Annotated in this window: 10 protein-coding genes; 7 read left to right on the top strand and 3 right to left on the bottom strand. The window is 61.0% G+C overall.

What is annotated here, in order from left to right; translation table 11 throughout:
* The first annotated feature begins 254 nt into the window (after positions 1–254).
* The 4 genes from AC245Y_RS19570 to AC245Y_RS19555 all read left to right on the top strand — a co-directional run bounded on the left by AC245Y_RS19570 (position 255) and on the right by AC245Y_RS19555 (position 4,682).
* Positions 255–1,514, top strand: coding sequence for an ABC transporter substrate-binding protein (locus AC245Y_RS19570; protein ID WP_017995266.1), 1,260 nt, complete (start codon positions 255–257; stop codon positions 1,512–1,514).
* A gap of 154 nt (positions 1,515–1,668) precedes the next feature.
* A complete protein-coding gene (locus AC245Y_RS19565) occupies positions 1,669–2,622 on the top strand; it encodes a carbohydrate ABC transporter permease (RefSeq protein WP_012759101.1) in 954 nt (317 codons plus the stop codon).
* Entirely contained in the window at positions 2,619–3,563 is a 945-nt protein-coding gene (locus AC245Y_RS19560; protein WP_017995265.1) for a carbohydrate ABC transporter permease, read from the top strand. The genes AC245Y_RS19565 and AC245Y_RS19560 overlap by 4 nt, the downstream gene beginning before the upstream one ends.
* 3 nt (positions 3,564–3,566) lie before the next feature.
* Positions 3,567–4,682 (top strand): ABC transporter ATP-binding protein, encoded by a 1,116-nt coding sequence (locus tag AC245Y_RS19555; protein WP_017995264.1) that lies wholly within the window; start codon positions 3,567–3,569, stop codon positions 4,680–4,682.
* Between the two features lie 110 nt (positions 4,683–4,792).
* Here the strand turns inward: AC245Y_RS19555 and AC245Y_RS19550 are convergent, their stop codons facing one another.
* From AC245Y_RS19550 to AC245Y_RS19540, 3 genes are all read right to left on the bottom strand, one after another.
* Positions 4,793–7,036, bottom strand: coding sequence for a glycoside hydrolase family 2 protein (locus AC245Y_RS19550; RefSeq protein WP_017995263.1), 2,244 nt, complete (start codon positions 7,034–7,036; stop codon positions 4,793–4,795).
* Between the two features lie 203 nt (positions 7,037–7,239).
* Positions 7,240–8,238: a LacI family DNA-binding transcriptional regulator gene (locus tag AC245Y_RS19545; RefSeq protein ID WP_017995262.1), complete on the bottom strand. Its 999-nt coding sequence runs from the start codon at positions 8,236–8,238 to the stop codon at positions 7,240–7,242.
* Between the two features lie 9 nt (positions 8,239–8,247).
* Positions 8,248–9,255 carry a Gfo/Idh/MocA family protein gene (locus tag AC245Y_RS19540; RefSeq protein ID WP_026157483.1) on the bottom strand — a complete coding sequence of 336 codons (1,008 nt, stop codon included), beginning with the start codon at positions 9,253–9,255 and terminating at the stop codon, positions 8,248–8,250.
* A 202-nt stretch (positions 9,256–9,457) separates the two neighbouring features.
* Between AC245Y_RS19540 and AC245Y_RS19535 the strand changes: the two genes are divergently transcribed.
* From AC245Y_RS19535 to AC245Y_RS19525, 3 genes are all read left to right on the top strand, one after another.
* On the top strand, positions 9,458–10,750 hold the full coding sequence (locus AC245Y_RS19535) for an ABC transporter substrate-binding protein (RefSeq protein WP_017995260.1): 1,293 nt from the start codon (positions 9,458–9,460) through the stop codon (positions 10,748–10,750).
* Positions 10,751–10,856: 106 nt separating this feature from the next.
* Positions 10,857–11,744 carry a carbohydrate ABC transporter permease gene (locus tag AC245Y_RS19530; protein ID WP_012759095.1) on the top strand — a complete coding sequence of 296 codons (888 nt, stop codon included), beginning with the start codon at positions 10,857–10,859 and terminating at the stop codon, positions 11,742–11,744.
* Position 11,745: 1 nt separating this feature from the next.
* Positions 11,746–12,657: a carbohydrate ABC transporter permease gene (locus AC245Y_RS19525; protein ID WP_012759094.1), complete on the top strand. Its 912-nt coding sequence runs from the start codon at positions 11,746–11,748 to the stop codon at positions 12,655–12,657.
* The last annotated feature ends 9 nt before the right edge of the window (positions 12,658–12,666 follow it).

Here is a 12,666-nt window from a genome sequence, read left to right as displayed (position 1 = left end):
GCAATCGACGAATGGAAACGTTTTAAATTTTAGCGTTTTGTTAGCCATAGATTAAATATGAATTATATTCAGTAGCTTAGTGAAATAACCATATTTTTCTCGGGAGTCGAGAAAGGGCTTGACGACCAAAGATTTATAACGTTTTAAATTAGCAACCGCGCGGAGGAGCGCGGCCGTATGCTGACCGCTGCAATGGCGGGAAGCATCGGGCGGCAGGGAGGTCCCGCCGCCGATTTGCAAACGGGAGGAAATTCATGAACAAGTTTTTGAGCTCGGCAGCTGTTGCTGTCGTGATGATGGCTGGCCTCTGTGCTGCCCACGCCGCTGACGTTAAGGAAGTGCAGATGCTGCACTGGTGGACGTCAGGCGGCGAGGCGGCAGCACTGAACGTTCTGAAGCAGGATCTTTCGAAGGAAGGCTTTGCCTGGAAGGACGTGCCGGTTGCCGGCGGTGGCGGCGATGCGGCGATGACGGCGCTGAAGGCGATGGTTGCGGCCGGCACCTATCCGACAGCCTCGCAGATGCTGGGCTATACCGTGCTCGATTATGCTCAGGCCGGCGTCATGGGCGATCTGACCGAGACGGCGAAGAAGGAAGGCTGGGACAAGTCGGTTCCGGCGGCCCTGCAGAAGTTCTCGGTCTATGACGGCAAGTGGGTTGCAGCCCCGGTCAACGTCCACTCGGTCAACTGGCTGTGGATCAACAAGGCGGTGATGGACAAGATCGGCGGCACCCAGCCGAAGACCTTCGACGAGCTGATCGCGCTGCTCGACAAGGCCAAGGCAGCAGGTGTGATCCCGCTGGCGCTTGGCGGCCAGAACTGGCAGGAAGCGACGATGTTCGATTCCATCGTCCTGTCGACCGGCGGGCCTGAGTTCTACAAGAAGGCCTTCAACGACCTCGACGATGAATCGCTGAAGTCCGACACGATGAAGAAGTCGTTTGATAACCTCGCCACGATCATCAAATATGTCGACCCGAACTTCTCGGGCCGCGACTGGAACCTTGCGACCGCCATGGTCATCAAGGGTGACGCGCTGGTGCAGGTGATGGGCGACTGGGCCAAGGGCGAATTCGTCGCCGCCAAGAAGACGCCGGATACCGACTTCCTGTGCTACCGCTTCCCCGGCACCGACGGCAGCGTGGTCTACAACTCCGACATGTTCGGCATGTTCAACGTTCCAGACGACCGCAAGGCGGCCCAGGTGGCGCTGGCAACGGCAACGCTGTCGAAGAGCTTCCAGTCGGCCTTCAACGTCGTCAAGGGTTCGGTTCCGGCTCGCACCGACGTTCCCGATACCGACTTCGACGCCTGCGGCAAGAAGGGTATCGCCGACCTGAAGGCAGCCAACGAAGGCGGCACGCTGTTCGGTTCGCTGGCGCAAGGGTACGGCGCTCCGCCGGCCATCGCCAATGCCTATAAGGATGTCGTCTCGAAGTTCGTCCACGGCCAGATCAAGACCTCCGACGAAGCCGTCAAGCAGCTCGTCCAGGCGATCGACGACGCCCGCTGAGACCACTGTCTATGACAATGCTTCCCCGCCCTGCTGGCGGGGAAGCTTCAGGCTTCGCGCCGATCATGCGCGGACAATCATGCCCGGACAATGATGCAGAGCCGATCATGCCCGATATCATGCGGGGCCGATTGCAGGCAGGAGATGACATTCCATGAGCACCGTTGCGACCACCGATCCGGTTCTGACGCCGAGGCAATCGACGGGGATCTCGTTGAGGGGCCGGCTGCAGGATGCGCTGCCGAAGATCGTGCTGGCGCCGAGCTTCGTCATCACCATCATCTTCGTCTACGGCTTCATCGTCTGGACGGCCTATCTGTCGTTCACCAATTCCAAGACATTCCCCTCCTATGCGCTGACCGGAGCACGCGCCTATCAACGGCTGTGGCGCTGGACCTTCGAGAGCGATCCGCCGTCTTCCTGGTATACCTCGATCACCAACATGGCGATCTTCGGTTTTCTCTATATCGGCATCTGCCTGGCACTCGGTCTGTTCCTCGCCATCCTGCTCGACCAGAAGATCCGCGGCGAGAGCGTGTTGCGGCCGATCTTCCTCTATCCGATGGCGCTCTCCTTCATTGTGACAGGCGTTGCCTGGAAATGGTTCCTCGATCCCGGCCTCGGACTGGAACAGACGCTGCACCATTTTGGCTGGACGAGCTTCCACTTCGACTGGATCAAGAACAAGGACTTCGTCATCTACACCGTCGTCATCGCCGGCGTCTGGCAGGCGTCGGGCTTCGTCATGGCGATGTTCCTGGCGGGCCTGCGCGGCATCGACGGCGAGATCATGAAGGCAGCGCAGATTGATGGCGCCTCTGCCTTCCAGCTCTATCGGCGCATCGTCATTCCGCTGCTGCGGCCGATCTTTCTCTCCGCCTTCATCGTGCTCGCCCATATGGCGATCAAGTCCTATGACCTGGTGGTGGCGCTGACCTCCGGCGGCCCCGGCGGCTCGGCCTGGCTGCCGTCCAACTTCATGTATGAATACACCTTCAAGCGCAACGAGATGGCCGTCGGCTCGGCCAGCGCCATCATCATGCTGATGACGATCTCGGCGATCATCGTTCCCTATCTCTATTCCGAACTGAAGGAGAAGGCGCGATGAGCAGCGTGACCTCTCCGACAGCAATCTCGCAGAACAGCACCAACACCCGCTGGATCGGCCGCACCGTCATCTACGGCCTGCTGCTGATCTTTGCCGTCCTCTATCTGATGCCGCTCTTCGTCATGCTCACCACCTCGTTCAAGACCATGGACGAGATCCAGAACGGCAACATGCTGGCGCTGCCGCAATCGCCGACCTTCGACCCCTGGATCAAGGCCTGGGGCGAGACCTGCGTCGGGCTCACCTGCGCCGGCATCAAGGGCTACTTCTGGAACTCGATCAAGATGGTCGTGCCGGCCGTCGCAATCTCCACCATCATGGGGGCGCTGAACGGCTATGTGCTCACCAAATGGCGCTTTCCCGGCCACACGCTGGTGTTCGGACTGATGCTGTTTGCCTGCTTCATCCCGTTCCAGTCGGTGCTGCTGCCGATGGCCACGATCCTCGGCAGCCTCGGCCGCTTCGGCATGACGCTGCAGAATACCACGGGCTTCAACTTCGGCTTCGGCAATCCGACGGTCAATCTGGTCTTCGTGCATGTCGTCTATGGCCTCGGCTTCACGACGCTGTTCTTCCGCAATTTCTACGAGGCCTTTCCGACCGAACTGGTCAGGGCCGCCCAGGTCGATGGCGCCAGCTTCTTCCAGATCTTCCGCCGCATCATGCTTCCGAACTCGCTGCCGATCATCGTCGTCACCGTCATCTACCAGTTCACCAATATCTGGAACGACTTCCTGTTTGCCTCGGCTTACGCCGGCACCGGTGACACCATGCCGATGACGGTGGCGCTGAACAATGTCGTCAACACCTCGACGGGCGTCGTCGAATACAATGTCAACATGGCGGCTGCGATGATCGCCGCCGTGCCGACGCTCATCGTCTATATCCTCGCCGGCCGCTACTTCGTGCGCGGTCTGATGGCGGGCGCTGTCAAAGGGTAATCCATGGCCTTCCTCGAAATCTCCGGTCTCAAAAAGCGCTTCGGCGCCGTCGACATTCTCAAGGGGATCGACCTCGAACTCGAAAAGGGCGGCTTTCTCGTGCTGGTCGGCCCGTCCGGCTGCGGCAAGTCGACGCTGCTCAACACCATTGCCGGGCTGGAGACGATCACGTCAGGCGATATCAAGATCGACGGGCGCGACATCAGCGGTCTGCATCCCTCCAAGCGCGACATCGCCATGGTGTTCCAGTCCTATGCGCTCTATCCGAACATGACGGTGGCGGGCAACATTGCCTTCGGCATGGAGATCCGCGGCGTTCCCAAGGAGGAGCGTGCCAGGGCGATCGCCCAGGTCTCCGACATGCTGCAGATCGGCCATCTGCTCGACCGCAAGCCGAGCCAGCTCTCCGGCGGCCAGCGCCAGCGTGTCGCCATGGGGAGAGCGCTGGTGCGCAATCCGCAGGTCTTCCTGTTCGACGAGCCGCTCTCCAACCTCGATGCCAAGCTGCGCGTCGACATGCGCACCGAGATCAAGCGGCTGCATCAGCGCATGGGCACCACCTTCGTCTATGTCACCCACGACCAGATCGAGGCGATGACGCTGGCGACCAAGATCGCCGTGCTGAAGGATGGCGTGCTGCAGCAGTTCGGCACGCCGGCCGAGATCTATAACAGCCCTTCCAACATCTTCGTCGCCGACTTCATGGGATCGCCGGCGATGAACCTGCTCAACGCCACCGTCGAAAACGGCGCCGGCGGGCTGGAAGTCTCGCTGGAGCGGCCGAATGCCGCCCCGCTGAGGCTGCCGGTCATCGCAGGCAATGACGGCCTGACCGCCTATACCGGCAAACACGTGATCTTCGGCATCCGCCCGGAGGCCCTGACCGATCCCGATGGCGCCGACCGCAAGGCGCGCTCGCTGACCGAGGGCGATTGCCTGATCGAGGTGGTCGAACCGGCCGGCTCCGACACCTTCGCCGTCACCAAGCTCGGCGGCAAATCCGTCGTCGCCCGCCTACGCGCCGATACCGGCATCGCGCCAGGACAAAACACCCGTCTGGCATTCAATCTCGACAAGGCCGTGTTCTTCGATCCCAGTAGCCAGCTCAGGATCGGGTGAGGGCCGTTGGAGCGCCGCGCGTCTAGAAAGACGCACTAAGGATGCTCTAACAGTTTGAGTTTGCGCATAATTCCTTTCCGAAAATCGATTTCGATTTTCGGGGTTATGCGCTAGGCAGCCGTCACGCCGAGCGTCACCGACGCAAAACGCGTGGAAACCGCTTCGATAGTGATCTCGCCGGTGAACCCGGTCGCCTCCAGCCAGAAACCGGCGGTGCCGCCCTGCAGCGGGACATTGGTCGGGCCGACGATCCTAGCCGGGCCGTGAACCTTCAGCGAAATGCTGTCGTTCAAGAAAGGCAGGCGCTGGCCGCGCTGGTCGAGGGCGCGAATGATGACCCGCGTGCTGTCGCGTTCACGGGCCTTCAGCGTCGAGCTGTCGGCAACGACTTCCAGGGTCGTCGGCAACGGATCGGCCACCAGCGTCAGGCTGGCCACCGGCTCGCCGCCGATATAGCCGGTGAAGGTGCCGTCGATCCATTCGAGACCCCAGGTGCCGAGCTCATCGGCGGTAAAGTGCCGATGGTCGAGCACGACGGGCGGGTGCGGCAGATGCGGGTAGTTCTCGCGATCCGGACCGATGCGCTTGGAAAGCCCGCCATATTGCAGTTCCACCTCGTCGCAATTGGTCAGGATGATCAGCGGCAGCACGCCGCCGATATTGCGTTCGCCGCGCGCCCAGAAGGTCACCGGCTTCATGACGATCTCCTCGGAAGGGTCGCACTGGCTGATATAGGCATAGGCCGCGAATTTCGGCTCGCGGAACATGTCCATCACGCCGTGATAGCAGATGCGGTCGCCGGAGCCGAAATCCTTGTGGGTGTTGTAATCGAACATGCACCAGCCGATGGCGCCGGAGATATCAGGATCGCCATGGGCTGCATTCAGCACTTCCAGGTGCCGGCGCACATGCTCGGCCTGGCGCTGCTCCTGGTCATAGATCTTCGTCGGGTGCATGTGGCCGTTGAACTCGGTGATGAGGTACGGCACCTTGTGCGATAGTCCGGTATTTTCCTGCTGGGCGCGCAGGGCGGTGCGCGGGCGGTTGGCGCCCGGCAGCTCTTCATTGCCGAGGATGAAGTCGTTCATCGTGTAGACGTCTTCGAGCAACTCGCTCTCGGTGAGATAACGCACGCCGCCGGTCTGGCGGGTGCTGTCGAGTTCGCGGGCCAACCGATTGGTCTCGGCGTAGAAATCGTGACTATCCTGCGATTCGTTGATGCGCACGCCCCAGATGATGATCGAGGGATGGTTCCAGTCGCGCTCGATCATGCGGCGGACGTTTTCGATCGATTCCTGTTGCCAGTCGGCATCGCCGATATGCTGCCAGCCGGGGATCTCCTCGAAAACCAGTAGGCCGATTGCGTCGCATCGGTCGAGGAACCATTTCGACTGCGGATAATGCGAGGTGCGGACGATGTTGCACTTCAGCACCGTCTTCATGATGTCGGCGTCACGCTCCTGGGCGGAGCGGCCGGCGGCATAACCGACATAGGGGAAGGCCTGGTGACGGTTGAGGCCGCGCAGCTTCAGCGGCTTGCCGTTGAGGAGGAAACCTTCCGGCGTGAATTCGGCGGTGCGGAAGCCGAACCGGGTGGAAATACGGTCGGAGCCGTGTTCGGTCCTGAGCTCGACGGTGACGTCATAGAGCGTGGGATCGGTGATGTCCCAGAGGGCGATGCCGGTGAGGCCGCCAAAGGAGAGCGTGGTGCGGCTGCCGATCGTTTCGGTCGCGGCAGTGGCGACCACCGTGCCGTCGGCCTGTTTCAGCGTGGCGGTGACGGTCGCCGAGAAGCTGCGGCCCTCGGGATTGGCGATGTCGACGCGGATGGTCGCCGATTTCTCCGGGCGAAGAACGTCAGTGGTTTCGATCTTGAGATTGCGGATCGAGACCGGGTCGGTGACCTTCAGCCAGACATCGCGGTAGATGCCGGCATAGGTCAGATAATCGATGCGGCCGCCGAAAGGCGGAATGTCAGGGTTCTCGCTGCCGTCGATCTTGACGGTGACGAGGTTCTCGCCCTTGACGAGCTTGCCGGTGAGGCGGGCCTCGAAGGGCGTGTATCCGTCCTTATGGGCAATGATTTCTTCGCCGTTCAGATAGACGACGCTGTCGGCCATGGCGGCATCGAAGACGAGCGAAACCTCGCGGCCCTCGAATTCCGGCAGCCAGCGCAGCACCTTCTGATAGGTGAAGGCGCGCTGATAGCTGGTCTCGTCGAAATAGCTGAAGGGCAGTTCGACGGCGGTATGCGGCAGGCTGACCGACTTGGCGGCATCGAAAGCTTCGAGCAAACGCTGGCCGAAGCCCTCATGGAAACTCCAGCCTTCGTTGAAGGAAACGACGGAACGCATTTCAGGCTCTCCAGGTTACGACATCAGGGACATTGCGGCGCCTCTCGGCGCGTGAAAATCTGGTCATCGGTATTCCTCCTGGACGCAATGGATGAGCGAGCCGCTAAAATACGTCACAGCGAATTCGATTCATGCGACGCGCTTTAGCTTTTTTCATGCATGTCGTCACCCCGCAACCGCTGTGCACTTCCAGGCAACATGCTTCAGGCGGTCGAGCCCCAGCGGGCGGTGCAGGTGAGCGTGATGCTGTGCGGGCCTTCGATCTCGGCGTCATGCCGTTCGATCAATTCGACGACGGCATCGATGAAGGCGACGTGGTTCAGGCTCAGTGTGGTCAGGTCGTTGCAATCCCAGGCAGCCATGGCGATGCCGTCCTGGCCGACGATGGCGATATCATCAGGGGTGTTCTTGCCGAGCACCCGGCGGGCCGCATCGCGTGCGCCGATCGCCATGACGTCGTTGCCGCAGATGATGGCGTCGACCTTATCCCGGTGCAGCAGGAGCACGGCTTCCTTGAAGCCGGAATCATAGGAGTAGTCACCGAAGGCCTGTGCCTCGAAAGCAAGTCCGCGCTTGGCTAGCGCATCGACGAACCATTTTCGCCGGAGCTTGTCGATCCAGCTTGAATTGGTGCCGGAAAGGTAGGCAAAACGCTTCTTGCCGTCGCGGACGATCTTATCGATGATCTCGTCGGCCGCCTCAGCGCCGTCGATGCGGATGCTGGAGACGTTTTCGTTGTCGAGCGGCTCGAAGGAGACGATGATCGGCTTCGTCGTGTGGAAGATGTCGACCGCATCTTGCATCGACACCATGTCGGAGAAGACGACGACGTGATCGACCTGATAGGTGGATGCAAGGCGCATCAGTTGCAGCCGGTCGGAATGATCGGCGCAGCAGAGGATGATCGGCAGCAATTGTCTGGCCTGCAGGCGGTGGACGAGAAGCTGTTGCTCCTCAGCCTCGCAAGGGTTGCCGATCGCATTGACGACGAGGGCGACGAGCCGCGAGCGCTGGTTGTTCAGCGAGCGGGCGATCGCGTTCGGCTGGTAGCCATGTTCACGGGCGACGGCGAGGATGCGGTCGCGCGTGGCGCTGCCGATGCGCGAATCCGGCGAGAAGGCGCGGGAAATGGTGGCGGAAGAGACGCCGGCGAGTTTCGCCAGTTCCTTCGAAGTGATCCGCCGTCTGTTCATTCCGCTCATCTTCAGCGCCTATTGGGCGACGATCCTGACGGAAGCGCCGTCGGCCGCTGCCGATTCCTTGATTGCATCCCATAGCCTAGCGAATCTGAGGCCCATTTCAACGGAGCCGGAGTTTTCCATCTTTCCCTCGCGAATGGCGAGGAAATTCTTCATCGGGTTGCCGAGAATCTCGGCTTCCTCGCGCGGCTCAGCGGTCCGCCCGATACTGATCTCGCGCCAGCCACCCCAGGCGTCGATGCGCACGATCGCCTTCGAATAGAAGAAGGTGATGTAGGAAGCGCAGCCCGGAGGTCCTTCGCCGGCGGCCGTCAATGTCGCCAGCGCGCCGTTCTTCAGCCGGGCGGAGACGGCCGTGGTGATATCGACCTGTCTGCCGTGGTTGTTCATATAGGCGGACACACTGTCGAAGTCCGAATTGGCGAGCAGGCAGACGGTGTTCATCATATGGGCGCCGGTATCGAACATGAAGCCGCCGCCGGAGATGTCAGGCTGCTGCTTCCAATGGCCGTCGTAATTGGACGACCAGCTTTCCCAGATCATGCCCGATATGGCGATCAACTCGCCGAATTCGCCGGTGAGGGCCCGCCGGCGCGTGTCGAGCACCAGCGGCGACAGGCCGCCCTGGAAGGCGGTGACGATGGTGACGCCGCTATTTTTCTGTGCGGCGATCAGCCTCTCGGCCTCAGCAACCGTCGTCACCATCGGCTTTTCCAGGAAGAGATCGAGGCCAGCCTCGGCGACGGCAGTTGCCTGCTCGGCATGGAAGGCATGCGGGGTTGAGACGTAGACGATGTCGAGTTCGTCCCGGCATTCCGCGAGCATCTGGCGATAATCCTCGAAGCTCCTCGGTTCTGGTGCGCCGGCGGCGAGACAGACGTCGATCAGGCGCTGGCGCGACGCCGCCGTGGTGTCGGCGAGAGCAGCGAATTCGATCTCCGGCATCTTGACCCAGCTCTCGGCATATTCCGCCGCCTTCAAGCCAGCGCCGATGACGCCGAGGCGCAATTTCTCAGACATGAAATTCCTCCCTGAATACATTGTGCACACGATTACACAAACGGTATGGCGATGGCAATATCTAAATAAATAAGTAATATCAGTATATTAAATCTAACTATCGAATCTTTTCAAAAACCGTCTTGTCAGCATTCGGAATGCGTGTACATTTTCACGACCGGTGCTGGAGGGCGCCGTGTCTCTACAAAAGGGAGGACTTCCGTTGAAGAAAATGGTTCTTGGCGGCCTATGCGCCATTCTGCTGAGCGCGGTTTCGACGCTGGCACAGGCAGAAACAATCCGAATTGCAAATCATGGTCAGGCCGGCATCGACGCGATGAAGTCGACGGTCGAGCGGATCGAAAAGAAATATGGCGTCACCGTCGAGGTCATCGAATATCCGGCGCCCGACAAGGACTACCTGACGAAACTCCTGACCGAGCTCGGCGCCGGCAACGCGCCCGACCTGTTCTCCATCCCGACGACGGCTGCGGTCGCCGACATGGTGGAAGCCGGTTACCTCGCGCCTGTTACCAAGGAGTTCAAGGCCTGGGACGGCTACGCCAACCTCTATGACGTCGCCAAGGAGCTTGCCGTCAGCCCGGATGGTGAAACCTATGTGATGCCGTTCATGCTCGGCATTCAGGAAATCTATTACCGCAAGGACGTTCTCGAAAAAGCCGGCATCTCCACCGAACAGCCGAAGACCTGGCAGGAACTTCTCGACCGCGCGGCCGAGATCAAGCAGAAGACCGGCGCCTACGGCCTACTCTTTCCGGCCGGCGTTTCCTGGGGAAGCGGTGCCTTCGACGAAGGTTTCCAGCATCTGCTCGTCGGTTCCAAGACGCCGCAGCTGGTCGATGCCGACGGCAAGCTCGATCTGAATGGCGAAGGCATCAAGGATGTCTTCAACGTCTACAAGGAACTGATCGACAAGGATCTGATGCCGACGCAGCCGCTGCTCGGACCCGAGCCCTGGGTCGTGCCGAAGTACCAGATGTTCCCGGAAGGCAAGCTCGCCGCGACTACCTGCGGCTCCTGGTGCTATATTTTCGACTGGGGTCGCGAAAGCAAGAACCCGATCCCTGACGTGACGAAGGTGGTCGGCACCTGGACGGTTCCCGGCCAGAGCAGCGGCCAGTATGTGCTTGCCAATCTCGCTGCGCCGTGGGCCGTCAATTCCAAGTCGGCCAATACCGAACTGGCAATCAAGGCGCTGATGGAGATCGGCTCGATCGAGACGCAGGTTTCCTACGCCGCCCGCATCGGCAACATCCCGGCCAGCAAGGATGCGGCTAGCAATGCCGAGTTCCAGAAGCTGGCGGAACTGGTTCCGATCCATGCCGCGGCCGGGAACGGCGTGCTCCTGAAGCAGGCCTCCGGTTTTGGTACGGTCTCGGAAGGGGTCGCGCGGGCCACCGAAGCGCTGCTGCGCAAGGAAACCGATGCCGCCGGCGCCCAGAAGATCCTTGTCGACTACGTCAAGGAAACGCTCGGCGACGACATGGTCAAGTAAGCTCCGGCACCCTCTCTTCCGCCAGGACGGGGACGCGGCGCCAACGCCCGCGTCTTCCCGCTTTCATTCGATAAGCCGGCTTCATTCGACAAGGTTGTGAGCTTCCATGGCCCGAAACTCTCATGAAAAGCGCGCCGAGCGGCAATGGCTGCTGATCCTGCTGCCCTCGCTGGTGCTGCTTCTGGCCTTCGTCATCTATCCGGCCCTCTATTCGATCTATCTGAGCTTCACCAATGAGGCGCTGACCGGGGCTGCGGCCCTTCGGCCCCGTTTCGTCGGTTTCAGGAACTATACGCGGCTCTTCAACGACGCGAAGTTCTGGAATTCGCTGTTCGTCACCTTCGTCTTCGTCATCGGTTCGGCGGTGATCGGCCAGTTCGTGCTCGGCCTGATCTCGGCAATTGCGCTGCGCCGGCCGATCCGCTTTCGGCGGGTGTTCTCGTCGATCATCCTGTTGCCGAACGCGGCCCCTGAAGTCGTCGCCGGTTTCATGTGGATCTCGATGCTGGCGGGCGGCGACAATGCCACACTCAGCCGCATCGTCAGCTTCTTCGGCATCACGCCGGCGGACTGGCTGCAGGTCTTCCCGCTGTCGATGATCATCGTCGTCAACACCTGGCGCGGCATCGCCACGGCGATGATCCTATTAACGGCCGGCCTCAGCACCATTCCAGCGGAGATCTACGAGGCGGCCCGCATGGACGGCGCGACACCGTCGCAGATGTTCCGACGCATCACCCTGCCGCTGATGATGCCGACGATCCTGCTCTATATGCTGATCTCGGCCGTCTCCACCATCGCCGTCTTCGGCCTCGTCTATGCGCTGACGCGCGGCGGGCCGGGCGGGGCGACCGAGGTCGTCAGCATCTATATCTACAACCAGTCCTTCACGGCGTTCCAGCTGGGCTATGGTGCTGCGGTCGCCGTCGTCGCGCTCGTCATCTCACTGATATTAGGTATCGCCTATGTCCGGGCCATGAAGGTGGAGGTCTGACATGGCCGTCGTTTCCCCGAGCGAAACTGCAAACAAAGGTCGGTCCGACCTCATCGCCTATGCGACGCTGTCGCTGATCTCGATCTTCTGCGCGGTACCTTTCTTCTGGGTGCTGCTTGCCTCTCTCGACGGCAATGCGCAGCTCTTCCTGCATTGGCCGGAGCAGTGGACCTTCGCCAACTATATCAGGGTCTTCACCAAGGAAGACGGGGCGAAGTGGCTGTTCAATTCGCTCTTCGTGGTCGCTAGCGCGACGCTGCTCGTCATGGTGCTTTCGGGGCTCGGCGGTTATGCGCTGTCGCGCACCCGGGCCTGGTGGAAGCTGCCTTTCCTCTACGCAATCCTGCTCATCCGGGTGCTGCCGCCGACGGCGCTGGTCGTGCCGCTCTATAAATTCCTGCTGACGTTGAACAATGCGGAAGCGGCGGTGCTCAGGCCGATCTTCGGCAGCTATACGCGTGACATCATGCGCTGGACTGGCTTCATCGACGGGTATCTTGGGCTGATCCTGGTGCTTGCGACAATGCAATTGCCGCTGGCGCTCTGGATCATGAAGACCTTCTTCGATGGGCTGCCGAGGGACTACGAGGAGGCGGCGCTGATGGATGGGGCAACACTCACCCAGCGCATCCGTCGGGTGCTGATCCCGCTGGCGCTGCCGGGGCTGGCTGCGGCCGGGCTTTTCGCCTTCATGTCGGCCTGGGGCGATTTCCTGCTGCCGCTGATCCTCCTGTCGTCGCCGGAGCTGCAGACGCTGCCGCTCGGTCTCTTCCGCGCCTTCCTGCGCATCAACGAGATCGATTACGGCCTGCTGACCGCGCTGGCATTCATCTATCTGCTGCCCGCCGTCGTCGCCTTCGGTTTTGCGCGGCGCTTCCTCGTCCAGACGTTTTCGGGCGGCGTGAAGGGCTGAGATCAAGAA

Source organism: Rhizobium sp. SRDI943 (assembly GCF_057653695.1).
This window is presented reverse-complemented; position numbering and strand designations above follow the sequence as displayed.